Raw genomic sequence first — 25,505 nt, 5'->3', positions numbered from 1 at the left:
GAAGCCATAAGTACCTCCATTTCAAGTTCGCTATCCTTTTACGGCCCCGCCCGTAAGTCCTCTTACCAGCGTTTTGGAACCGAACAGGAACAGAACGATGAGCGGCAGCGTTCCGAGCGTCAAGCCCAGGATACTGGCGGAATAATCCGTCCTGTAAACGGTGGATAAATTAGCAATACCGAGCGGCAGCGTATACAAGTCCGGCTTGTTCAGCGTGACGAGAGGCAGTAAATAATTGTTCCAGGAGCCTAGGAAAGCAAGCAGCGCAAGCGTGCTGACGGCAGGCATCAAGAAAGGATAGGCGATCCTGACGAATGCCCCCAGTTCCCCACAGCCGTCGATCCTCGCGCTCTCCAGCACTTCCGCAGGTACGCTGGACCGGCTGAACTGAGTCATGAAGAACACGCCGAATGCGTTGTTCAACCCCGCGATAAGCAGGGGCATGTGAGTGTTCCCGAGATGGAACCACTTCATTTCCATCACGTATGCAATCAGGCCAAGCTGGCCCGGAATCATCATGGTGGCGAGAATGATGAGATACAGCACTTTCCTGCCGGGAAAATCGAATTTCCCGAAGGCATAGCCCGTGATCGTGGAAATTCCGACCGATATGGCCGTGAAAAGAATGGCGACATAAACGCTGTTGCCGTAATACTTCATGAAATCTCCCTGCAGAACCGTGTTCAGGTTGTGTGCCAAATAATGGCTTGGCAGCAGCGGAAGCTGCTTAAACAAGTCCTCGGAATAGTAAGTTCCCATGACCACCATGGTATAGAAAGGCAGAAGACACAATGCCGTCAATAAAGCAAGGACGGAGACAGCCCCCCATTTAGCAGCCTTCATTTATGCATCCCTCCTATTCAACCATTTGACGCCGATCAGGGAAAACAAAGCAATGAACAGGAATGTCGAGTACGCGATCGCCGCGCCTTTGCCGTATTTGAACGACGAACCGTTGAATGAAGCGTCGAACATATACCAAATCGGCGTAAACGCGGCGCCGTCCGGACCGCCAACGAGCGATGAGCCGGATGCCCAGCCGCTGAAAAGCAGCATCGGTTCTTCAACGAGCTGAAGCCCGCCGATCATCGAAGTGACGATCAGGAACAGATTGATCGGCCGAAGCAACGGCACCGTAATCTTTAGGAACACATCCTTAGCATTCGCTCCGTCTACGACGGCGGCTTCATAAATCGAAGGATCCACACTGGCCATTCCCGCGGAATAGAACATGACGAAGTATCCGATGTTTTTCCAGAAAATCATAAGAATGATGATTAACCTGGCCGTCGCCGCCTCTCCGAGCCAGTCCACCCTCTCTTGGATCAAGCCAAGATTAAGGAGAATCCCGTTCACAATCCCCCCTTGCCAATCGAACAGCAATGCGAAAATGATCCCGATCGCGACCGGAGTGGTCATATAGGGTGTGAAGATGCCTAGCCGCCACAACGCTTTGCGCCGGATCAGACGGCTCTCGATCAAGCTGGCCAAGAGCATGCCGACGATGATAAGAGCAGGCAAGTATCCGGCCAAATAGACCAGGACGTTGCCGATCGACTTCCAGAAATACGGATCTTCGGCAAGGTCCGCGTAATTGTCCCAGCCGATCCAAGCATGATTGCCGAACAGATCCCAGTTGGTGAAGCTGATGTATAACGTGAACGCGATCGGAAACAATCCGAAAACAGCGTAGGACACGAAGTATGGCGCGATAAAGAAATACGGCCATTTATATTTCACGATTGCCCGCATTCGTCTATACTCTCCTCTCTTCCAAGCAAACGGCAACCGGCCATGGAGCACCGGTTGCCGGCTGGCGTTTATTTGAACTCGATTTCCGGATGGTTTTTCTTCAGTTCTTTCTGCCAATTCGAAACCGCGGTCTCGGTGCCGTACTTCAAATCCTTCGTCATGGTTTGCATGTTGATCGAGGATGCGTTGTAAATATCCTGGTCGTATTTGGAGTAAGGTCTCGTCTTCATGGTCGGCAGAACTTTGTCGACCCAGAACAATCCGAGATCTTGTCCGCCATAATATGGATTAGGTCCGGCAGCAAACGCTGCAGAGTTGCCGAATACGGATTTCAGCGGAACGTAATAGTCGAACGCTTCCTTGCTCAGCTTGGCGCCTTCTTCGGATGCAAGCGTCCACTCGAGATATTTCCAGGCAGCCTCCTTGTTCTTGGAGTCCTTCCAGATTCCCAGAGATGTCCCCCCGTAGCTGTACCCTCCGCCCGGAGGTACCATAAGTCCCCAGCGGCCGGTGCTGCCCTTATCGTTCGGTTCGATGACGAAGTGCGGCGACCAGTTCGCGGCGGGATAGAAAATCACGTCATCCTTCGCATAGGAAGCGTTCCAAGTCGGGGACCACATGTCAAGCTTGGCCGTAATATCCGCGTTGCGGATGTTCTCCAGCGTCTGGAAGATGGACTTGACGGCACTCGTATCGAACTGCACTCCGTGAATAAAAGCCTCCGGATATTGCGGATATACCACGGTATAAGCATCCATCATCCCTGGCAGCATGGATACTTTGCCTCCGCTCTTCTGTTTGACTTCCTTCCCTTTCTCAATGAACGAGTTCCAATCCGGGAACATGGCGGCCAACTGGTCGGGATCGTCTGTTCCCAAATATTGTTTCGCCAAGTTCCTCTTGTACGCCAGAGCGCCCGGGTTGACCGATTGCTCCAGTCCGACCAATTCACCTTTCTCGTTTTGCAGTTGCGGTATGACCTGATCGATAAGTTTCGATTTATCGAAGCTATAAGGCTCTTTGGTTAAATCGTCCAAGATGTTTAACGCGAACAGAGCGCCCCGGAAACCGGCTTCTCCCCAAATGATGTCCGGCAGATCGGAGCCGGCGGCGACGGACGTTTGGAGTTTTTTGAGATAGTCTCCAGCCGAGACATCAACGAATTCTACCTTGATATTCGGATAGACTTTGTTAAAGCCTTCCACCGTTTTTTCGGCATAGGCCTTATCCCATCCCCACATGGTGACGGTTGCTTGCTGATCGTTGCCGGAAGCCGAAGTGCTTGCGGAAGTCTCCGTGGAAGCGCTGTCAGAAGCGCTGTCGGAAGCGCTTTCCTTCCCTTTTCCGCTGCACCCTGATACAAGGACTGATAGTACGACAACGGCAATAACGAAAACCCGCCATTTGTTGCCTCTGTTGATTTTCAAGCTCATTCCCCCTTGATGAATAGTCGGATGTCGGTCTCTGATAAGGTGTAACCGTCTCCACACATAGTGTACGTTCAGGGGTTGACGGCAACAATGAGACATTCCGATAGTTTTGTACAAATTTCGATGGCGGCCATCAGATTCTAATGGTTCTCCTTGATCAGGGGTAAAGTCAGAACGACTTCAGTCCCGACTCCCTCTTCACTTGCGATTTCGAGCCCGTACGCATCTCCGCACAAGTGATGAATTCGCTCCCGGATGTTTCGGATTCCGATCCTGCTGGGCCCATCGGTCCTTTCGGGTCCCGAAGCATCCTGCTTGAGCTTCCCCGCCATTTCCGGGCTCATTCCGATCCCGTCATCCCATACCAGTATCCGCAAGGTCTCTCCTTGCTCCCGAATCGAAATCCCGATCGAACCGGGTTCTTCCCTTCCGGATACCCCGTGAAAAATCGCATTTTCCACCAAGGGCTGCAGAAGGCTTTTCGGAATGCGGCAGTCCTGCGCGCCTTCTTCAACTTCCCAGACGAAATCGAATTTGCCGCCGTAGCGGTGCCGCTGGATGGCGACATAATGGTCAATAAGCTTCATTTCCTGGTGCACCGTCGTGTGCAGGTTGCCCTCGCCGATATGCACCGCATCCTGCAGGATGCCGATGAAGGATTCGACCATGTCGATAATGGAGTCATGGCTCTTCTTGCGGGCTAAATAGATGACGGTGTTAAGCGTGTTGTATATGAAATGGGGATTGATCTGGGCAAACAGCAGCTCGGCGGACATCCGTCTTTTCCATCGTTCCTGCTCCGTGCGTTCCTCGATTTGACGTTTGATGTTACCCAGCATCAACTCGAAACCGTTCTTCAAAATCATCAATTCGTCCTGGCTGTGAAAATGAACCTGAACATCGTAATTGCCAATGGATACTTGTTTCATGGCTCTTGATAACGACGAGATCGGCTTCGTAATGCTGGAGACGATCGGCAGGAACAGCAGGAAACAGAGCAGGATGCAAATGCCGATGAATCCGAGCAAATACAAGCTTGCCTCACGGACGGCGCCGTAGAATCGATCTCGGGAGAGGAAGGTGACGAGAGCCCAATCCGGATCCGAAAGCCGCTGAGCCAAGTAATATCCTTTGCTGTCTTTCGTCACCTCAGGCAAGTCAGCAGACAGAGGACCTACGACCGTTTTCACCTCTTCCTCTTCCAACCCGTTATTCCGGATAACACCATTCCGGCTGCTTGTCCATAAGTAATGATCGAATGAATCGTTCAAATAATCAAACACCTGCGTGAAAGCTTCGGTTTTGATATTCAGCAGAAGCAGGCCGCCTTCCGGTTCCGCAAACCGGATAAAAAAACTGATGACCTGACGGTTCCCGTCCGTCAGGGACGGGTGGGGCAGCGTAAATCCGCTTTTGCGAGGCTGATTGACGGCATCCCGGTACCACGGCTTCAATAGCTCGGACTGAAAGGAAGGATCAAAGGATAGCGTGGACCAGAATACTTTGCCGTCAGGGCGGATGATCGCCGAGCTGTCAAGATAATCCCGAAGAACGTTAAACTTGGTGAGCTGCTGCACAACTTCGTTATATGCGGAAAGCTCGCTGTAGACGGAACCGTACGACAAAGTGCCCGCGAATTTCTGAAGCATTTCATCGTTCACCATGTTCGCGGAATATTTCCGAATATCGTCGATCAGCTGATTCATTTGCATTTCCGCTTGGCGCATGTCGACTTGGCCGTCGTGCAGCGTTTTCTTCTCGAATTCTTTATAGAAATATCCGAAGGCGAGCAGCCCGCATGCGACAAGGGATAAAGTGACAATCAGAACGGCGCTGCCGAGAATTTTATTTTTGATTCTTCCTTTCAATGCCATCGCCGCCCTTACGGATAATCTTTCGGATGGATGCCAGTCGCCTTCTTGAAGACTTGACTGAAATATTGGCTTGTTCGGTAACCGACCTTCTCGCTGACCTCATATATTTTATATCCGCCATCGCGAAGCATCGCCTTCGCTCTCTCGATCCGGTGCTCCGTGATGAAATCAAGCATTGTCCTCCCGGTCTCCTTTTTGAAGGTTGCCCGAAGGTGAACGTTGCTGATGGACAAATGTTCGGCGATCGCCTCCAGCGTCAAATCCGGATCGGCGTAATGCTCCTTCACATATTCGATCGCTCCGGCGACAAGCCGAGAATAAGCATGGTCTCGACGAACCGATTCCCGGATCCGATTTTCCAGCGACTGCAAAATCTCTTCCGCGGATACCCCCAGCGCTGCGGAAACATCGGACTGAAAATGGCGTACAAGTACGTGTCCGACTTCCCGGAGCAGCAAGAGAAATGCCCGATCGTCCCTGGTGTTCACGATACGCTCCCATACGGTCCGCAGACCGCTGATGGTTTCTCCTTCATCCCCGCGGGATAATAAGTCCGTGACCCGTTTAATTTCGGCAGAGAGTTCCGAAAGATTGCCGGCTTTACCAGGCTTTTGATCCATGGGCGTTACGATCTCGTTTCCGAAGAGGCAGCGACGGTCAAACCCATCGATCATTCTCCGGAATGCATCCTGCAGCTCTTCCTGACGAACTCCGGATATGACCGATACTTTCGTTTCCCATTGCTTTAATCGTTTGATTGAACTATGCAAGTGGCGCAATAACTGCTGCAGCTCGTTCCAAGCATGCAGGAAGCTGCTGCCGGGAGAAAACCTCATCAGCAGCAGGGTGCCCCCTTCATCCGTACGTACAGAGCCGATCTGCTGCAGGATCGAGTCATGATCGGTCAAGTAGGCAGCGGTCAAATGATGATATTCCTCAGGCTTCATAACGCCATTCTGAATGCGCTTTCCTTCCAACGTATAGTATGGAGATATTTCCATATATACGAGCGCAAGCGTGGCTTCCAATTGCTTGGACAACTCCCGGTAAACAGGGTTGTTCGCCCACTCGGCGGGTTGCATGACACCCATCAGCAGGTCGGTGAGAAGCTGTTTTCTGGACTGGTGCCACTGCTGATTCTCTGCCTCGAATGACTCTTTCATGACAATCAATGCGTCAAGCAGTCGGTTTTGGCTGATTTCATGTTTCAGAACGTACCGCGAAGCCTTGATTTCCAGTGCTTGACGCGCATATTCGAAATCCCGGTAAGCCGTAAGGAACAGCAGCTGCGTGCGCGGCTCAATGGATCGAATCATCCTCCCCAGCTTTAGACCGTCCAAAAAAGGCATGGAGATGTCGGTGATCACGATTTGCGGCCGCCATCTCCGGAAAAGCTCCATCGCTTTGCGGCTGTCGGTCGTTCGGGCGACAAGCCGAAATCCGTATGATTCCCACGGGATCATATCCGCCACGTTATCCAATGCCAACGGTTCGTCGTCCACGATCATTACGTCCATCCGAATGCCTTCCTTTCTCAATGGCAGCTAAAAAAGTACTCAACCTTGCATCAGCAATCTTATTCAATAAGACCGCTGACTTTGGCTTGCGCCTTCATCAACGGTCTTAATAATTTCACTTCTATTCTACGCTTTCGGGGCTTTGTTGTTCAATCCATGATCTCTAAAGTGATCTTATAAACATAGATGCCCACAGGTCTGTCGAGCACGGCTCCGCTCCGAAAATGCAGCTTTAGCAGCACCTCTCCGTCGGGAATTACGGAAAGCAGAACCGACTCTTCTTCATTGCGGAACCTGCCATTCCATCACATCTTTTATCTTGGCAATCAGCTTGCCTGCAGCTTTGGAATGGGTTGCCTCCGTCGGATGCCAATGTGCAGCGTGGCCGTCTGCCGGCAACTGCACGTCAAACTTCAAAACCGAAATATTGGCATCCCCGGTTTCATTCGTATAAGCTGCGGCTGCTTGCTCCACCATCGGATAAAGTCTGTCCCCCATCATGCCCAGGGTGCACATCAAATGCGCATCCGCGTTATGCGATCGAACCTGCTTCAGAAATTCGACATAGGCATCTCTGTACTGAGCCTGCTTCTCCGCATCATCCAACGCATACGAATCGTCGTTCGTCCCAAGATTAATGACAATCAGATCAGGTAAGAATTTGTCGAAGTCCCATGGTATGGACATGACCTCTATAGTCCCGTCTATTCTGCCGTCAGACCTTCCCATTTTGTCATAATAATCCGGAACCAGCTGTGAGTCGACCTTCTCATCCGACCCGGTATAGCCAGAGATGATGCCATAGCCGCTATAGGCAACGATGCTGTAGTCGGCCTGGAGCGCAGCCGCCGTTTTAAACGCATAGGTTTTGGTCACGTCTTCTGTCGCGGTGGAAAATCCGTGTTCCTTCACCTCATCGTCCACTCCGTAGCCGGCCGTAATCGAATCGCCGATGAACTCGATCTTCCGAGCCGAATCCTGCGTCGGTTGAATCCCATCCACAGCATTAACGCGGATCTCGTGGATTCCAGCCGTAGACATGGCCGCCTCCGACAGCTTGATGATCCGAACGACGACATCCTGTTCAGAAACGTTTTCAAATACGGTGTACGTCTTCAGAGGTTCATTCAACAAATCGTCTACGACTCGTTCTCCGTTGACATAAATGCCGATCCTTGCATGATTGGACTGGCGTAACGCAACCTGGTCGCCTTTCAGCGTAATTTCCGCCCTCCTGCCGCTAAACCTGAACTCCGCCCCGCTGCCGGACAAAGCCATCCAAAGCGTGTCGTTTAAGAAATATGTCCTGCCGAGCGGCCTTACGAAATTCTCCTCTGCTCTAAACAATTGATCTGCTTCTTTTGCTGCCATAGCGGCTTCACCCTCTTGCAGTTTATTGCCCGGCTCGGGCGGCTTCATGCATGCTGTCAGCCCGGCGCATAAGATTGCCAACAGTAGCTTCCACATAGGTATAACTAATCCTTTATTATTGGCTTCGAGATCTGCCGTTCAATCCATGATCTCTAAAGTGATCTTGTAAACATAGATGCCCTTTTCGATTTTATATTCATCGTGAATATTTTTGGTCCACCCGTTGTCTCCGCCAAGACCTGCATGTTTATAATCGATATGAAGGAAAACGGAATCGGATGTGCCAAGCTCGTCTTCATAGGCGGCATTGTCATACTGTCCGATGCTGTATTGATGAATATCGAAATGGAAGTGTCCTGCCGCGGTAACTTTTACCTTGCGATCATCCGCGGACACATAAAGATAACGGACATCTTCCTTGCCCCCGCATTCAACCGGCACGATGTAGGGAACGTGTTGATCTTGGATAGAGCTTTCATATATACCGACTAAGGCAGCCGTTTTACGGTCCGCATAGTTCTCCCATGGCCCGCGGCCATACCATTTGATCTTCTTCCAGGCATCAGAGAAGGTAAAGCTTAGACCAATTCTCGGAAGGGTATCGACAGGGGCATTATTCACGACAGTGTTGGCAATTTCTATGCCTTTACCGCCAATCGCATACTCCGTTAGTGTTTCAATGCACCCATGATACAGAGCATGAACCTGAATGATTACGGAAGCAGGCGCTCCATATACCCGGATACGCTTGATCTCTTTTCGATCGGAGTCGAGCCCGAGGCTTCTCCAATCATCCGCATAGTTCAGCGTCTCGCCCTGTACACCGACGTCTATCCCCGTTGGCGGGCGATAGAAATTGTTAGCTCCGCCCGTAAAATAGTCCCGGTTATTGTATCTCACCGAAATGAATTCTGCCGTTTCTTTGGAGAAGACCACGTTCGTATTTTCATTATAAATATAAATTCGATCTGCGGCTTCTTCATATACCAGGCTTCCGCTTTCAATATCCCCGGCATGTATTTCATAAACGGAATCATTCAACTGGGTCTGGCAGGCATAAATACAGGTTCCCTTATTTGCATAATAGGTGTCTTCGTTCAGAAAAGCATGGAAATTCAGGAACGCTTCCCCAGAGACCTTGGTTGGGTCGTATGGCGCCTGAACACTGTCCATAGTTCCGGCAGGCGTGTGCAATTTGGGCAACGTACCGTTGTCCACAACCTTCCCGTCGCAAACAAGCTCCCAACCGATATCCAGGTGGCTTAAATCCCGATGCATATAATGATTATAAATTCGATAACTTTTGTTACCGGGAGCATAATAAGGCCGTTCAAAGTAATCGATTTGGACGGGAGCTTGAACATTTTTGATTTCATAGGCGGCCGGTTTCGGCGTTAAATCCGGAAATACAATGCCGTTCAGGCACATATCGGGCGCGGAATCAATAATCTCTTCCTGGAACGCGCCGCCATAAACATACTTTTTGTTCCCGGATTCATCATGCCTAACAAGCGCTTTATCCTGGAAATCCCAAATAAAACCTCCCTGAAACCGCGGGAATTTATGAATGAGGTCCCAAAATTCCTTGAAATTCCCGTTGCTGTTGCTTTTCGCATACGCATATTCGCACATAATAAACGGCCTCAAGTCTTCGCAGTTCGTCATGCATTCCATGATCCAGTCCTTCTGAGGATACATGGGCGCAAGGATATCGGAAATATTGGCCGGAGGATTCAAGGACTCGTACTGGACATATCTTGTTTTATCATATTCCTTAATCCAGCCGTACATTGCGGCATGGTTCGCTCCGTAACCGGATTCATTCCCCAGGGACCACAGAATGATCGAGGGATGATTCTTATCTCTCAGCACCATCCGTGCTGCACGTTCCATATAATTATGCGTCCATTCGGGAGAGGCGCTGAGCTGGCCGCCGATGCCATGGGTCTCAATATTGGCCTCATCCACGACATAAAGGCCCAGTTCGTCACAGAGGTCGTACCATTCGATTGCATGCGGGTAGTGACTTGTTCTTACCGCATTGATATTCAGCGATTTCATGCTCTTGATCTGCTCACGCATATACTCCGTCGACACTACGCGCCCCGTTTCGGGACAAAACGCATGAAGATTGGTTCCACGGATGATAAGACGCTTGCCGTTTATTTTCAATATCCCGGTCTTATCGATGCTGACTTCGCGGAAGCCGACATTTGCACTCTCGATGTCGACGACGTTTCCACCTTGGTCGATCATTTCCAACACCAATTTGTAGAGGTAAGGAATTTCGTCGCTCCACAATTGGGGGCTCTTAATGGGTTGTTTGACCTTCGCCACATAGTTATCTTGCAGGTAGGATCTGCAATCCGCAAACTTCGGCGTTTCAAATTGCGTTACCAATTTATGATCGTGATCATAAAGAGACAGGCGCACATGAGCTTCCCCGTAACAGCTTGCTTGATTATTAGGATAAACCGTCACAGCTAATTCGGCATTGTCGTAATCACCCGAGAAGAGCGTTTCGATTTTATAATCATGAATGCGCATTCGCGGTTTTGCATAAATCAGAACATCTCTGTAGATCCCCGATAGATGCCAGTAGTCCTGATCCTCCAGATAAGAACCGGCTCCGAATCGCATCACCTGAACGGCCAAATGGTTCTGTCCCGTTCGGATGTAATCCGTAATATCGAATGAAGCGTTAAGCTTGCTGTCCTGCGAATAACCGACGAACTTCCCGTTCAACCACAGATAGAAGCAGGATTCCACACCGGCAAAGTCGATAAACAGATCCCGGCCATTGAAATGTTCGGGAATTTCGAATGTCTGGACATAGCATCCGGTGAGGTTATCCTCCGGCACATAAGGCGGATTCAAAACAAATTCATCTTTCTTTAGTTGAATTTCATGATGGGAGTCCGCCCACTTTCGTTCAAAGGGATACTTTGTGTTCGTGTACACCGGTTTTCCGTATCCGAACAGCTCCCAGTTGGAAGGAACAGGCATATCATCCCACTCGGACACGTCAAATTCAGGATGATAGAACTCATCGGTTACTGCAACCGGAGACGAAAACGATTTAAATTTCCACGTGCCGTTTAAGCATTGTACGTATTTTGACTTTCTGCGATCGCCGCTTAGGGCCTGTTCCACGGTTTCGTATACGCCGTACGGCTCATGCATAGGGTAACGGTTCTTTTGAGCGACATGCGGATTCTCCCAGTCTCTGCTTGGCTTCATACGTTTCGAATAAACCTCCTATTAATTGTTCTAATTGGTTGTACCATAGAATCGATACCCTTATAATATAAAGATAAGTCTTCATATAAAATGTTTTGTCTGGTAATTCATTTATCCATTTTGGTAGGTGCAAGGGCGATATGAATGAAGATGATATAAAGGAAAATGATGTCGTATATCGGTGTATCGGCGACGATTTCGACCAAGGCATTTTGTCATGCGGCTTTATGAGAAAAAGAACGGCGGACCATTCCCAGTATGATTTTAAGATCGGATATTACAGCTGTTTTTTGATCCTGCAAGGCAGTGGACGATATATCTCAAAGGATGGTACCGTTATTCCGATGCAATCGGGGGATCTGGTACAGCGTTTGCCCGAACGTTTGCATTCCACCGAAATCGAGCCGGATGGGGAATGGCTCGAGTTTTATATTAGCGTGGGCTATCCTGTCTATCACTACCTGAAAACGCTTGGAATTATCAATTCCGACAAAGAGGTGCAGGCAACGCAGGTTGCGGGCGATTTTGTCTTTGATTCCGCTGCCTTGCTAAACAGCCTTAAAGGCGCTGCAGATGAAAGGCTCCCCTATTTGCTGATGAGAGCACAGGAGCTCATTATCCGGTTACACGGCAGCGTGCATTATACGCAGAGTGAGCACAATGATCATAAAATATCGAAGGCTTGCCAACTAATCGGCGGCTCCAATGATATCAAATATGATATTAAGGAAGCTGCAGCAGCCGTAAATATGGGCTATGAGAATTTCAGGAAGTTATTTAAAGCCACGACCGGGGTTTCCCCTCAGCGGTACCACATTCAACATTTAATGAAACAGGCAAAGATGATGCTCCTCTCCGGACTCCCCATCAAACACGTAGCAGTTAGTCTTGGTTATGGAGACATTTATTCCTTTACCAAACAATTTACCAAATCGGAAGGCATGCCTCCAGGACGTTATGTCCGTAACCGCCACAGGTGACAAGGCTTCACATGGGGACTTTATACTTTCTATCTTTGAAAAAAAACCGTCCTCACGGACGGTCCTTTCAACGTAATCGAATGGTTCGTGCATGGTGGCCTAAGGATTCACAAACTGCCACTGCAGGTTGGTGCTGGGGTCGCTGCTCCACATTTTCAAGTCGGAGCCGTTTGCAGTACTGCCGCCGCCATCCAAATAAAGGCCGGTAGATTGATTTCTGATCCTGTAATTGCCTCCATAGGCCTCCAATACCCATCGCTGGTTCCAGCTGGTGCTGCTGCTCCACTGTCCGCAGACGGAGCCGTTTGCAGTACGGCCTATGCCGTCAAGATACAAACCTGTAGCAGAATTCTTTATTTTATAATAGCTGCCGTAGAATTCCATTACCCATCGCTGGTTGCTGCTGCCGGCGCTCCATTGACCTGCGTTTGAGCCGTCCGCGGTACGGCCTATGCCATCAATATACAAGCCTGTCGTAACGTTCTTCATTTTATAAGTGTTCATCGTACTCATGATCGCATCAATAATTCCCTGCTGGGTTACCGCGTAGGTCGACCTGTCAAACAATCCAAATCCATACTGTCCATTGTGACCGTTATCCCATATAACAGGTACTGCACCGTATTTCTTGGCAGTCGCGGTTACTGCTTTTGCAAAAGCCGCACGATACGTATTATTCGCGGAATCAAAGGCCGTTTTATCGATGGAACCGAATTCACCGACGACCACAGGATATCCTTGTGTGACGAATTTATCGTACGTGGACTTCAGCTGCGAATCCAAATAATCTTCCTGTCCCCAGGTTGATTTTTTCGAAGAGTTGGTAGCTGTTGCTCCCCATTGGGTGATTGTGCCGGATTCTTCGCCGGCGAAGTCCCAAGGCGAGTAATAATGAACGGAGATCATGATTCTCTTCTCGGAACTCGGAATGCTGGATGAACGATAATTGTCCGTAGGAAGCACAAAGCCATAGTTACCTACCGTATAATCAATGTTCGTATTCCAGCCGGGAATAAGAAGCCATCTTGCAGCATTGTTTCCTCCGGTTTGTCTTACGGTATCGACAAAGATTTGATTATAAGCATTAAGATTTGAATAATAGGTGGTGTTCGGTGTGCCGAAAGTACCGTCAAACACTTCATTCATGGATTCGAAGATCAACCGCTCGTCATAATTGACAAACGTATTGGCGATCTGCTGCCACACTTTTTGATATTTTGCCCTGATCGTGGTTTGATCGCTTGAATTGACTAACAGCCAAGAGCCGGGAATCGTACTGTAACCGTCTCCATGAATGTTGATGATGACATACAAGCCCTCGTTATAGGCATAGTCAACGACTTCTTTAACTCTGCTGAGCCATGTAGAATTAATCGTATAATTCGGTCCGCTCCCGATATAATTCAAATACGAAACAGGGATCCGGATGGTTTTGAATCCAGCTGCCTTTACCTTCTGGATGAGAGCCAGTGTTACAGGAGTAGAACTCCATGCAGTCTCACTGGGTGTACCGTTAATACTGCCTTCAAGCTGGTTTCCCAGATTCCACCCCGCACCCATTTCAAACACAATTTGTGAAGCGTTCAACTGTGTAAAATCGGCTGTTTCTGCTGCTGATACGACCGGACTCCAGCTGGAAATAACAGTCGAAAACACCATTACCATGGCTAACAAATGGACCCGGAATGACTTAACTTTTGACAACATGCGAAAAAACCTCCTTCTCATTCTACTTGATTTCTACTTGATTTCTTTGATGAAACGAGCAGAGGAAAGCGCTTCCTCCCGATGGCGACTCTATGAATTCCCCCTTTCTATTGATTAGTCTCATGGAATGACTTCCTGAAGACTGGAGTTTGAGAGCTGCGGAGCAATTAGATTATATAATAGCAAACGCCGACAAATTACCCCCTAAATTGTCACAATAATCACATAAAAATATTGAAAAGCAAGCCTGCTCGAAAAGGTATTTCCCTAAAGCTCCAATCCTTCTCCCGGCTTCAATACTTTCCCGATTCCCTCCTTCAAGAGCGCGACGAAGCGCTGCGGGTCTTGTTCGATGATCGGGAAAGTATTGTAATGGATCGGTCAGAATTGTTGAGAATATTTGTAATTGTTATACTTCCGCAGATTTCCTTTTCGCCACATGAAAAAAGCCCGCCGCCACGGCAGGCCCACAGGCTTATAGCCATTCACTATACGCAGCAGCCATTCGCTGCAAACTTTCTACCGGATCTCCTGCCGTAAAATACTCCAGGCCTACATACCCTTGATACCCGGCTTCTGTCAACCGCCTAAAAATGTACGGGTAATGAAGCTCACCCTCACCGAGCTCACCTCGGCCCGGATTGCCCGCCGAATGAATATGCCCGACTCGCTCCAGCATACGGAGCAGATTCGTCGTCACATGCCCTTCGGTAATCTGTTGATGGTAAATATCGAAGAGCATTTGCACTTGCGGATGACGGACTTCCTGCAGAATATCCCAAGCCTCCTGGGAGTAGGACAAAAAATAGCCGGGATGATCCACAAGGGTATTCAGCGGTTCTACGGCCAGCGTCACACCGGTCCCCTCCAGCAGAGGAAGGCTCGCACGGAGTCCTTCTACTAAGCTCCGCCGCTGCTCCTCCCGGGGTACACCGGCTCGCTCACTGCCGACTGTCAAAATGAGCGTTCGGCACTGCAGTCGCTTCGCCACCTCCAGCGTTTCTTTCAATCCATCCAGATAAGCCGAACGTGCGGAGGGCTCTGTCAGATTCGCTTGCTTCACACAGAAGGCACTGACCGATAAATCCATTTCCTGTACCAGCTTCGTCATCAGACCTAAGTCCTTCTTCTCCCAGCCCCAGAACTCAAAGGCCCGGAAGCCCTCTTCCTTCACCTTACGAAGACTGTCTTCCAATCCTAGCTCGCGAAACACGGAATCGATACATACCGATAGCTTCACACGTTACAACCTCCCATACAGCACGGCTCCAGCCTACTTTGTAAATCGGAACCAGCCAAAATAGAAATTTGAGCCCGGCAGGAAGAGAAAGGTCACCTTCTGCATCCCCTTCTCATGTGTCCAATGCAAAGGATTGCTCCTCATCTCCCTCGGTCCTTACGAATTCGACCAATTGCTATCGTTTTCCTTCCGGACTCGTGAAGCTCACATTGGAAGAAAAGTAATGGACGCTGCCCATGCCATCGCTCGGGCAACGTCCTTCATATTTCCACTCAAACAGCCAACTTGATAGGAATCGCCATATACTAAATCGCCGGCATTATAATCGAACCAATCAAAGCGTGCCGGCGTACCTTGCCCACAATGAAAAAGCAGGATTCGTTTACCGGCTCGAAATTCAGCAAGGCAGCAATGCTGCATGACCAATGGCACAGTCGACGGCCGACAAAAGCGGGGGCGCCAGCATCGTGTCAAGCGATGTTCCTTACATGCCCATTTTCTCCCTGTTCTTCTTCCATACCTCAGTCTCATGCGCAATCAGATCCATGTAGCCTGAGGCGTTCAAAGCATCTTCATATTCCTTGAATACGGAATCGAACTCCGCTTGGTCTTTCGCAAAAACAAGCTTCGCGTCGTAATCCTTAACGATCTGCTTCATCCGCGCAAAGTCGATTCCCAGCTTGGACTTGGAGTCAATATTCATAATTCCATTGAATTGATCATTATTCGTTTTAACGAATTTACCATAGAACAAACTTGCTACAACATCCCATTCGGCCTTCTCTGGGTTCTGCTTAACCCGTGCTGCCCCAATCTTATGGAATTGCCAAGAGCCGAGCGGATTCCAACCAAGCTTGAGGTTGGCTTTCTCTTCCATAGTCATTGTCTTGCTCTTTTCGTTGTCGATCGGTGCGCCGTTCTCGTCAAAAGTGTCCCACAATATTCCCGGAGGCCCATATGTTGAAATTCGTTGACCTTCTGCGCTAGCCCACCAGTCGAAGAATTGGAAGATTCGCTCCGGTTCCTTGGCACTAGTCGTAATTACCGTTTGGTTCCAGCCCAACTTACCAAAGCCGATAGGCGCTACTGTAGCTGGATCCACGCCATCATCGTATAGGTAGGGGATAAAATCATAACCTGCCGCAGGGTCCTTCGCCTGCAAAATGTTGTTCGCTGCTCGCCCTATTGAAGTTATGCTGTTAGCGGTTTGTACGGCAATTCGACCAGAGTTAAGCTTTTCGGTTGCTTGCTCGCCGCTTTGAGTGAGGAAATCCTGCGAAACCAGTCCTTCTTGATATAACTTGTTTGTCATTTCCTTCATTTTCTTGAATGCCGGATCCGTGAATATGGATTCGATCGCGTTCGTCTTGAAGTTCACATACACTGGAACTTCTTTAAGAGAATCCGACCAGCGCAAATCGCCGTAGCCGCCGTAAATCATCATTTCCGATGGATCTTGCATCGGTATGATATCCGGATACTTATCTTTGACGAGCTTCAAAAACGCATACAAATCATCAAACGTCTCAAGCTTCGGCTTACCTAGCTCGGCATAGATCTTACGGTTGACAATCCATCCGAAGCTGGCCATTTGATTTTCATTCCTGGAACTGCCGAACCAACTAGGTATGCCGTAGACATGGCCGTCGGAAGCTCGCATCATTTCCATCGTATCCGGATCGATCAAATCTTTTAGGTTCGGATACTTATCATAGTATGCATCCAATGGAACGATCTTTTTGTTTTTCACCAAGTTTTCGAATTCCGGCGTGTTCGGATCCAAAGCTATAACGTCTGGCAGTGTATCCGACGCAACCATCGTCCCGAATTTCTGCTTCGCATTGCCATTGGAGCCAATTTCAATCCAATTCATTTTTTTCTCTTCTTTTAACCATTTGGTAACCGCATCATTGGTACCATAACCGCTTGGAGAAGCCCAGTCATAATTCATATAGTAGCTGAACTCTAATGGCTGTTCCCCAAATGCGGGCAGCGCCTCTCCAGTCACTTCCGGCGTGCGTGTTCCTGTGCTGTTCGTTTGCTCTTTCCCAGGGTTGTTACTATTGCTGCTGCAAGCACTCAGAACCAAACTGCCGGCGAGAATAAGAGATACTCCCCCAAACAGCCGCTTTCTTATTTTTTTCAACACATGATAACCCCTCTCTAGCTTGTTTTATATATTTAAAGGCACGAGGCCTCTAAATCATTCCTTCAAAGAACCAATCATAACACCTTTGACAAAATACTTTTGCAGGAACGGATACACCATGATGATGGGCAGAGTGACCACCATAACGGCCGTCATCTGAAGCGATTTTGGGGTGACCGTCTGAGTCACCACATTGACCCCGTTGCCCATTTGGCTAAGCATCTCCGCGGTCGAGCTTGAATTAATCATGTTCATCAAATAGTTTTGAACAGGATGCAGCTCTGCATTATTGATGAAAATACCGGCATTAAACCATTCGTTCCATAAACCGACCGCCGTGAAAAGCGACAATGTTGCGAATACAGGCCCCGATACGGGCAGCACGATTCGAAAGAAAAGACCATAGTAGTTGCAGCCGTCCAGCTTGGCCGATTCTTCAAGCTCATCTGGTAGTCCCTGGAAAAAGGTGCGGAACACGATCATATTCCAGATGTTAAGGATCCCGGGGATAATCAATACCCAGAAGTTATTGAATAGCCCGATCTCCCGCAGCCACAGGTAGGTCGGAATTAGCCCGCCTTGAAAGTACATCGTAATGATGCCCGCAATCATGTAGAACCGCTTGCCCTTAAGCTCTTTTTTCGCTAGCGCAAAGGCCATTAAAGCCGTAATCAGAACAGAGAGGAACGTACCGGATACTGTTCTTGCAATGGATATCCCCATCGCTCGGAAGAAGCGTTCATCGCTGAATATTACTTCGTAATTCGAAATAGTAAATTCGCGAGGCCAAAAGGTCAGCCCCCCCATGGAGGTGTCCTTTCCTTCATTCAGAGACATGACGAACGTATTCCAGAATGGGTATATGGCCGTAAAGGAGAGCAGCGCTAACAGCGTATAGATAATTATGTCGACGATGCGGTCATTCCAGCTGTTTCTTACCATAGGGAATTACCCCCTACTCTCTTGGCTATCGTATTTGCAGCCACCAATAATACAACATTAATGATGGATTTGAACAAACCGACCGCCGTTGCGAACGAGTACCTCTGTTCGCTTAGACCCACACGATAGACGTACGTATCGAGCACTTCCGCCACATTGGTCAAGGTCCCGTTCTTGCCGTTATTGGTTAGCGTTAAGATATCTTCAAAACCGGCGCTTAGCAGGTTGCCAATCGACAGGATTAGGAAGATGATAACGACAGGTGCGATACAGGGCAGCGTAACACTGAACATCTTGCGGAATCTGCCAGCTCCGTCTATCTCCGCGGCTTCATACAAGCCGGGGTTAATACCGGCTATGGCAGCCAGGTAGACGATGGAGCTGAAACCGATTTCTTTCCACATACTAGCACTGAGCAGAATACTGTAGAAGTATTTCGGCATAGATAACCAGTTAATCGGCTTATCAATAATCCCAAGCTTCTCAAGAAGATAATTCAAGCTGCCGCTTTCCACCGACAGGAGGGAGAATACTAATCCTGAAACGATAACCCAGGAAATAAAATGCGGCAGATAGGTTGCCGTTTGAATGAAGCGCTTGAACCCGTTATGCCTGATCTCATTAAGCAGGAGCGCCAATATGATCGGAGCGGGGAAAATCAAGACCAGCTTCAATGTCGAGATGATGATCGTGTTTCGCATGACCATATTCAGCTCGGGAGATTCAAAAAATAGATTAAAATGATAGAAACCAACCCAGGGACTCGCCCCTATTCCCTGAAATATGTCAAATTCCTTAAATGCTATAATGACTCCATACATCGGAATATAGCTGAAAAGAATTAGACAAATGAACCCCGGCAAAACCATTGACTGGAGATCCCATTGCCGCATTATGCCTCGTAATCCGTAACCGGATCGGGGTGTTCTTACTTTGCGTATGTCCGCCTTTAATGTGATATGTTCTTTCATCGCTATGGTTGAGCCTCCCTCTTTTACTTAATGATAAATATTATGGGACGATCATGGGACTGAGGTGAGCAACGAAAACTTTACTTTTTCAACGATTTCAAACGTAAACGGCTGTCGTTTCGCACGAACATTTAGCTGCGTTTGTGCGCATCTCGGTTCTGTGCGGTCCTCTGGCAGACAAGCGCACAGCTTTTTTTTAGATTGGGTTTCACATATATTGTTAAATACTGAGCCGCTTTCGGTATTCGCCGGGCGACATGCCCGTTACTTGTTTGAACTGGCGGTTGAAATAAACAATATTCTTATATCCAATGCTTTCGGCTATTTCATAAATTTTGACCTTCGGGTTTTGCAGAAGTTGGCAAGCCTTCTTGATTCGCTGTTCATTAATATAAGCGCTAAAGTGCTGTCCCGTCTCTTGCTTGTATAGATACCCCAAGTAATTAGTGGAAAAACCAAAGTAATCCGCTGCTTTCTTGAGCGTAATTTTCCTGTCAATCTGCTCCTCCACATATTGCATGATTTCAAGTATTAGTTTTCTCTTCTGATTTTGTTTCTTGAGGTACCATTTTTCTGAGAATGCAAAAAACTTTCGTCTCAGCCAGGACTTCATATCCAACACGGTTTCAAACCCCAGCAGATTGTTCGGAAAGGGGGTTTCCCACTCCATCAATTCGTCGAAGTTCTCGTTCAATGTCGAAAATTGCTCGCTCAATTTGATAATGGAATGGACAAGGTGCTGGAAGACCGTGCTTTTGGTTTCCAAGGGCTGCAACTGATGAAAGATCAGCTCGATCCAATCATCGATCGCCATTAAATTGTAATCCGCTAGCGCCTGCACGATTTCTGGCCATTGCTCGTCCGGATTATGCGCAAACGTATTTATCGGCCCACCGCTATCACCAGAAGTAAGTGTCTTATTCTTACCTGCATGCCACTTGGTTCCAAGTGCTTTTTTGGCCGCTTCATAAGACTGGGGGAGTTCCAATTGATCATCTGTGTGAAAGCCGAGTCCGATCGAAATCGTTAGCGGAAACAGCTTGCCCACTACTGCAATAAGCTCGTCCATCCTTGTGCTGTGCGTATGCTCATCCCCGAATAGAAGCAGTATCCGGCGCTGATGTTCTCCCTGAAAACAATACCCCCATCCCCGTTCCTCTACATACTCCTCGACAAACCGGGTGATCTGTTGGTATGAAGCTTGCCAATCGCTCACGTCATCCTTCCCCGTCCGCCAATCTACTTGATCAACCTCGACTACCGCAGCAGCAGTTCCGTAAGCCTGCACTTCCTCTTCAAGTACGGATGCAGCCTTTGCAGCCAGCTGCCGGTTATCACCTTCCAGCCATCTGAAAAGCATCTCCTGCTTTACAAGCGAGAACGTCTCCTTTAACTGCAGCGTCTCTTCATTGCGTTCCCGCTCCTTGTCCAAATCAGCGATAACAGCATCCAGCTTATTTGACAACTCCTTATCCTCCACCGGCTTCAGGAGATAACCAAAGGCATTGAAATCAACAGCCTGCTTCGCATATTCAAACTCTTTATGACCGCTGACGAACATAACTCTGATATGCGGGCGGGATTGCTTCACCTTCCGGATAAGTTCCATTCCCGTCATAATCGGCATCCGTATGTCCGAAAGTATAATATCAATCTGCTCTTCCTTGACGACGTCCAGAGCGGCATATACGTTATCCACAGCTGCAGCTACCTCAAGCCGTTTGCCGCTGCTTTGTATCCTTCTTCTCATCCACTCTAAATCCACCGATTCATCATCGACAATTAATATCCGATAGGTCATGCATCTTCCCCCCGCATCTTTCGTATATCTTTTATGCCCGTCTTCGGTTGCTCATAGGGGAGAATAAGTAAAACCGTGGTGCCCCCTCCATAGAAGCTTGATACCTTAACTCCGTAATTACCGCCGTATCTCAGCCTGATCCGGTCATTCACATTGCTGATCCCGCAACTTGAAATCATCAGCTGATTGCTGTTAATCTCGCGTATCCGGTCTCGATGTATGCCGATTCCGTTATCAATAACCGATATGAAGATATGATCGCCCACTCGTCTCCCAATAATTTTGACGGTTAGACGATCAACATGCCAAGCATGTTTTAATGCATTCTCGACAAATGGCTGCAAAATAAGCTTTATGACCTCGCATTCGAGCAATTCCGGCTCAACCTCTACATATGTATCGAAGCGGTTGGCATATTTGATCTTCTGAATTTCGATATAGGACTTCACCTGTTCCAGCTCATTGACAAGCGGTATCATGATACGTCCATCATTAAGCGTCAACCTGTAGAATTTCGCCAAACCGGTTACCATAGCGCTGACCTTGTCCGTTTCCCCCATCTTGGCAAGACTATTAATCGAGGAAAGCGTATTATACAGAAAATGAGGATTAATCTGGGCTTGCAGAGCTTCCAACTCTGCTTCCTTCACATTAATTTTTTGCAAATATACAGTTTTAATTAAATGATCAATATTGGAGGCTGTTTGGTTAAAAGCGACCGCGATTTGTGCAAATTCATCATGACCTGAAATAAGGATACGTTTGCGAAACTCGCCGGATCGTAGTGAACGGATGTACGAAATGATTTTCTTCATCCTCCTATTAGACAAACGGGCCACAAGAATGCCGATGAATAGCATAATTAGGAAACTGGCGATACATACGGTTAGGGTGACATTTCGAATATCTTGAGCATCCTTGAGGAAATATTGATCTGAAACCAATATTTCCAAGCCGTAACGAGTCCCCGGAATGTCCTGCTTGACGGTTAAGTAGGATTCGTTGATCTTCTCTTCGCCGCTTGTATTTACTTGGTATAAAATGTTGCTCGTCGTTTTATCCCTCACCTGTACGATTGAATGCTCTCCAACCCTAACGCTATTCAAAGATTGAAACAATTCCTCCAAGCGAATGGATATTCGCAAGTAACCTATTTCTGTTTGATAATCGTTAAACGAGATCAGCTTTCGAATAAGAGAAATGTTATGTTGCTCTAAATCGGTATCCACCTGCAGCCATTGATTATCTAGCTTTTTTACGGTTAGCTGCTTAAACCATTCTTCATTTTCAATACGCGAGAAATAGAGCAGATTGTATGCTTTCTCTTGGATGTTGCCTTTCAAATCCTTGAAAACCTCTTGATACTTCTCATTTTTGACATACAGCATGATTTGAATATTGTTTCTCGTCGATTGCAAAGGAGCAGCAATAAGGGGTAGCAATTGATCTCTCGTAATTATGTAAATATCAAAGGGGTCTTCTTCTGAATCCAAATATTTTTGAATTTCTGTTGACTGGAACAGTGAATCCGATATTTGCTGTACGTCTTGAAGCTGATACAAGATATTGTTCGTGATTTGCTGAAACGTCATCTTCATATTCAATTCCGTTAATACAGAGCTTGAATTCGAAAGTCTCGTATAGGTATAGGATCCGATGAAAATTTCGGTAAGCATGATGAGCAGCAAATAAGGAATCATGATCTTATAGGAAAACGGCACATAAGTTCTCGATTGATTCATCAAGCCTTCCTCCTTAGCGCCGGGCCCATTGAAGCGCATTCTTTGTAGTTTCATCTTAGACTATCGGTTTCAACTCGCATATCTCATAAATCGTATGCGTTTTCCTAAATTAATTGTACATTTGCGCGATCGGTAAATGGGGCTGTTCTATGAGTCATCTCAGTGACGACGTTGTGACGTCCATTTGTTGTAACAGCCCACATCGCCAGATGAATGTTTGTCAAACAGAAGATGCATCTGCAAGAAAAAGTTCAACGCTTGTCATAATATAACTTATGCCCGTTGATAAGCCGGAGCAGAAACAATGAACTCCTTATGTTTAAGTACCCGATTTTCGATTGTCGTCATGGCATTTGTCAGCCCTAGCCGCCATAGGCGGCTTTCATGCCGGATGACAGCAGAGGAGTCCTGCCCCAGCGCACGGGCGCAAGGCAGGACTCCTTTTTTACCGAAACGATTTCAGTTCTACGATGCTGTGCCCGTGATGTTCGTGCCGTTCTTCGTAATCGTGTACTCGATGATGGCGCCGCTCCAGAAGTGGAACTTCAGAATCACCGTTCCGTCGTTCACTTCTTTGAAAAAGCTCTGTGTAAGCGTGATTTCATTTGTTGCATAAGATGGTTTGAATGTTTGGCCGAACGCCTTGAACGAAGTCCAGTTATCCGGACCGGCGTTGCCCCCTTCAGCATACACGGCCTCCATCGTAGCAAGTCGGTCGCCGTTGAAGGCGGTCGGAATCGCAAAGCTTGCTGTGGTGCCTTCCACGTTTTGCAGCACAGGTGTGTCATTGTACATGACATAGAAGGTCCAATCGGCGCCTTTGTTAAATTGGACTTTCAATACGGCTACCTCGCCGAGTGCGGCCGATTCAGTCAGCTTGGCGGTAAAACTTGCTTTGAGGGTCAGGTCTTCGCCGTTCAACTCATAATCTTTGCCCTTTTTCAACTTATAGTCTCCGGCCCGGATGCCGGTCAGCTTATTGCCGTTCAAGTGCAAGGGCACTAAAGTGTCCTGAGCCCGCGCGTCTTTTCTGACAAAGATCAGATCGGATTCGCCAGTGGAAGAGCGGCCTTTCAAGCTGGCCATGATCTGATCGTAAAGCTCCGGATCGTTCCACTGAAGCGTTCGGCGGTCAAAACGCCCACCGTTGTCCCACAGCATAAGGGCAAGTTTGTTCTCTACGGCTTTAGAGGTGAAATACTCGATATACTTCAACATCTCGCCATGCTCGGGCAAACCTTCGCTGACATCCCAGCCTAGCAGTCCGTATTCGCCTACGATAACGGGAATTCCTTTCGATACAAACGCATTAGATACATTGTCAATCAATGTATCGACAACCTTAATCGTGTCGGCCTCAAACTTTGGGTAGCCCCCAATGTTTACGCTGAAATTCCAGAGGCCGTAAAAATGAACGGTCGTGATCAAATTCGGATCGTTCAGCTTGGCAATCGTGCTTGCAAGCGAATCCACACGCACTTTCTCGTCATTGCAATATAACGTCGGCAGCACAAGCGGACGATCGGCATTAGCGCCTCCAGACTCTCTTACAATATGCACGAAGGTTGTGTTGATTTCATCAAGTAATTCGAGCTGCTTCGTGATATCAACGTTTAAAAATTCCGGTTCGTTGATGCTTTCGAACATCAGTTTGTCGGAATGATTCTTGAAGCGGTCGGCGATCTGCGTCCATAGCGCAGTATATCGGGCCAATACTTCGTCATGATTCGTTGGCATCGTTCTGAGCCACATCCAAGCGTCGTGGTGAACGTTGATCATGACATACAGACCCTCTTCGAGCGACCAATCGACGACTTGCTGAACCCGGTCCATCCAGGCCGGATCGATCGTATAGTCCGGCGCGCCGCCCATTCGCCCGTCCCATGTAATCGGAATGCGGATGCTTTTGAAGCCCTGCTTCTTAATTTCCTTAATGAATTCTTTGGTAACGATCGGGTTGCCCCAGGACGTCTCGTCACCATTATTTGGTTTATTCGTATCAAATGAATCAAATGTATTGCCCAGGTTCCATCCGGGCTGCATTGCACTGACATAAGACTGCATTTTGCTTTCTTTCGGGGAAGCAGCGGCCGAACCGACGGATGAAAACAACGACATCAGCAGGGCAACGACCACTAGGACGGATAGATATGATCTTTTTGTGCGCATGAAGAATCTCCTATACTTTTAATAACGCGGTCTTGCTGTCGTTCGAGTAAATCGGCTTACAGCAATACTTGAGACAGTTCTTCAATGTTGTTTTCATGCATCTCCTTTATGAATGTTTGTTGTAAGCGGTAAATAATATCGATACCTCTATAATATTAAGGATAAGTCTTCTTAAATTAAATGTTGCATTTGGTAATTCATTTATTCATTTTGGTAGGTGTAGCGACTATAACGACGAATCACTGGCATTGGATAACCTTATATGCAGAGAGAGCACAATGAAGATAAAATATCGAAGGCTTGCCAACTCATCGGCGGCTCCAATGATATCCATTATGATATGAAGGAAGCTGCAGCAGCCGTCAATATGGGCTACGAGAGTTTCAGGAAGCTATTTATAGCCACGACAGGGCTTTCCCTTCAGCGGTACCACATTGAACAATTAATGAAACAAGCCAAAATGATGCTTCTCTCCGGACTCCCCATCAAACACGTAGCCGATAGTCTTGGTTACGGGAATATTTATTCCTTTACGAAACAATTTACGAAAGCGGAAGGAATATCTCCGGGACGTTATAACCGTAACCGCCAAGGGTGACAAGGCTTCAAATAGGCAACGA

Annotated in this window: 17 protein-coding genes and 1 pseudogene; 2 read left to right on the top strand and 16 right to left on the bottom strand. The window is 47.9% G+C overall.

Annotation, left to right across the window (positions count from 1 at the left end; genetic code table 11):
• Positions 1-30: 30 nt before the first annotated feature.
• From KZ483_RS09120 to KZ483_RS09090, 7 genes are all read right to left on the bottom strand, one after another.
• Entirely contained in the window at positions 31-843 is an 813-nt protein-coding gene (locus KZ483_RS09120; RefSeq protein WP_220352328.1) for a carbohydrate ABC transporter permease, read from the bottom strand.
• On the bottom strand, positions 844-1,752 hold the full coding sequence (locus KZ483_RS09115; protein WP_220352327.1) for a carbohydrate ABC transporter permease: 909 nt from the start codon (positions 1,750-1,752) through the stop codon (positions 844-846).
• Between the two features lie 68 nt (positions 1,753-1,820).
• Complete coding sequence (locus KZ483_RS09110; protein WP_220352326.1) at positions 1,821-3,179, bottom strand: ABC transporter substrate-binding protein; 1,359 nt, start codon at positions 3,177-3,179, stop codon at positions 1,821-1,823.
• 143 nt (positions 3,180-3,322) lie between these two features.
• Positions 3,323-5,050: a sensor histidine kinase gene (locus KZ483_RS09105; protein WP_220352325.1), complete on the bottom strand. Its 1,728-nt coding sequence runs from the start codon at positions 5,048-5,050 to the stop codon at positions 3,323-3,325.
• A 14-nt stretch (positions 5,051-5,064) separates the two neighbouring features.
• A complete protein-coding gene (locus KZ483_RS09100; RefSeq protein ID WP_220352324.1) occupies positions 5,065-6,573 on the bottom strand; it encodes a response regulator transcription factor in 1,509 nt (502 codons plus the stop codon).
• Positions 6,574-6,855: 282 nt separating this feature from the next.
• Entirely contained in the window at positions 6,856-8,040 is a 1,185-nt protein-coding gene (locus KZ483_RS09095; RefSeq protein ID WP_258881609.1) for an SGNH/GDSL hydrolase family protein, read from the bottom strand.
• 42 nt (positions 8,041-8,082) lie between these two features.
• Positions 8,083-11,184: a glycoside hydrolase family 2 TIM barrel-domain containing protein gene (locus KZ483_RS09090; RefSeq protein WP_220352323.1), complete on the bottom strand. Its 3,102-nt coding sequence runs from the start codon at positions 11,182-11,184 to the stop codon at positions 8,083-8,085.
• 140 nt (positions 11,185-11,324) lie between these two features.
• On the opposite strand from KZ483_RS09090, the gene KZ483_RS09085 reads away from it, so the two are divergent.
• On the top strand, positions 11,325-12,164 hold the full coding sequence (locus KZ483_RS09085; RefSeq protein WP_220352322.1) for a helix-turn-helix domain-containing protein: 840 nt from the start codon (positions 11,325-11,327) through the stop codon (positions 12,162-12,164).
• A gap of 99 nt (positions 12,165-12,263) precedes the next feature.
• On the opposite strand, the gene KZ483_RS09080 is transcribed toward KZ483_RS09085, so the two are convergent.
• The 9 genes and pseudogenes from KZ483_RS09080 to KZ483_RS09045 form a co-directional block, all read right to left on the bottom strand.
• Positions 12,264-13,871, bottom strand: coding sequence for a cellulase family glycosylhydrolase (locus KZ483_RS09080; protein ID WP_258881608.1), 1,608 nt, complete (start codon positions 13,869-13,871; stop codon positions 12,264-12,266).
• Between the two features lie 267 nt (positions 13,872-14,138).
• Positions 14,139-14,252 (bottom strand): annotated as a pseudogene (locus KZ483_RS28415) (metal-dependent hydrolase); the annotation flags it as partial.
• Positions 14,253-14,346: 94 nt separating this feature from the next.
• A complete protein-coding gene (locus KZ483_RS09075; protein WP_220352321.1) occupies positions 14,347-15,111 on the bottom strand; it encodes a hydroxypyruvate isomerase family protein in 765 nt (254 codons plus the stop codon).
• 484 nt (positions 15,112-15,595) lie between these two features.
• Positions 15,596-17,257 (bottom strand): extracellular solute-binding protein, encoded by a 1,662-nt coding sequence (locus KZ483_RS09070; protein WP_220352320.1) that lies wholly within the window; start codon positions 17,255-17,257, stop codon positions 15,596-15,598.
• A gap of 57 nt (positions 17,258-17,314) precedes the next feature.
• Positions 17,315-18,202 (bottom strand): carbohydrate ABC transporter permease, encoded by an 888-nt coding sequence (locus tag KZ483_RS09065; protein WP_220352319.1) that lies wholly within the window; start codon positions 18,200-18,202, stop codon positions 17,315-17,317.
• Positions 18,196-19,095: an ABC transporter permease gene (locus tag KZ483_RS09060; protein ID WP_258881607.1), complete on the bottom strand. Its 900-nt coding sequence runs from the start codon at positions 19,093-19,095 to the stop codon at positions 18,196-18,198. The genes KZ483_RS09065 and KZ483_RS09060 overlap by 7 nt, the downstream gene beginning before the upstream one ends.
• Before the next feature lie 298 nt (positions 19,096-19,393).
• The gene (locus KZ483_RS09055; RefSeq protein WP_220352317.1) at positions 19,394-20,974 is read right to left on the bottom strand and encodes a response regulator; all 1,581 of its coding nucleotides are present in this window, start codon (positions 20,972-20,974) and stop codon (positions 19,394-19,396) included.
• Positions 20,971-22,716 (bottom strand): sensor histidine kinase, encoded by a 1,746-nt coding sequence (locus tag KZ483_RS09050; RefSeq protein WP_220352316.1) that lies wholly within the window; start codon positions 22,714-22,716, stop codon positions 20,971-20,973. Before KZ483_RS09050 ends, KZ483_RS09055 begins: the two co-directional genes overlap by 4 nt.
• A 465-nt stretch (positions 22,717-23,181) precedes the next feature.
• Entirely contained in the window at positions 23,182-24,885 is a 1,704-nt protein-coding gene (locus KZ483_RS09045; RefSeq protein WP_220352315.1) for a cellulase family glycosylhydrolase, read from the bottom strand.
• Between the two features lie 262 nt (positions 24,886-25,147).
• Between KZ483_RS09045 and KZ483_RS09040 the strand changes: the two genes are divergently transcribed.
• Entirely contained in the window at positions 25,148-25,483 is a 336-nt protein-coding gene (locus KZ483_RS09040) for a helix-turn-helix domain-containing protein (protein ID WP_220352314.1), read from the top strand.
• Positions 25,484-25,505 lie beyond the last annotated feature (22 nt).

The sequence above is a fragment of the Paenibacillus sp. sptzw28 genome (assembly GCF_019550795.1).
Classification (GTDB): domain Bacteria; phylum Bacillota; class Bacilli; order Paenibacillales; family Paenibacillaceae; genus Paenibacillus_Z.
The sequence above is the reverse complement of the archived record's forward strand: the minus strand, read 5'-3'. Positions and strand labels throughout refer to the sequence as shown.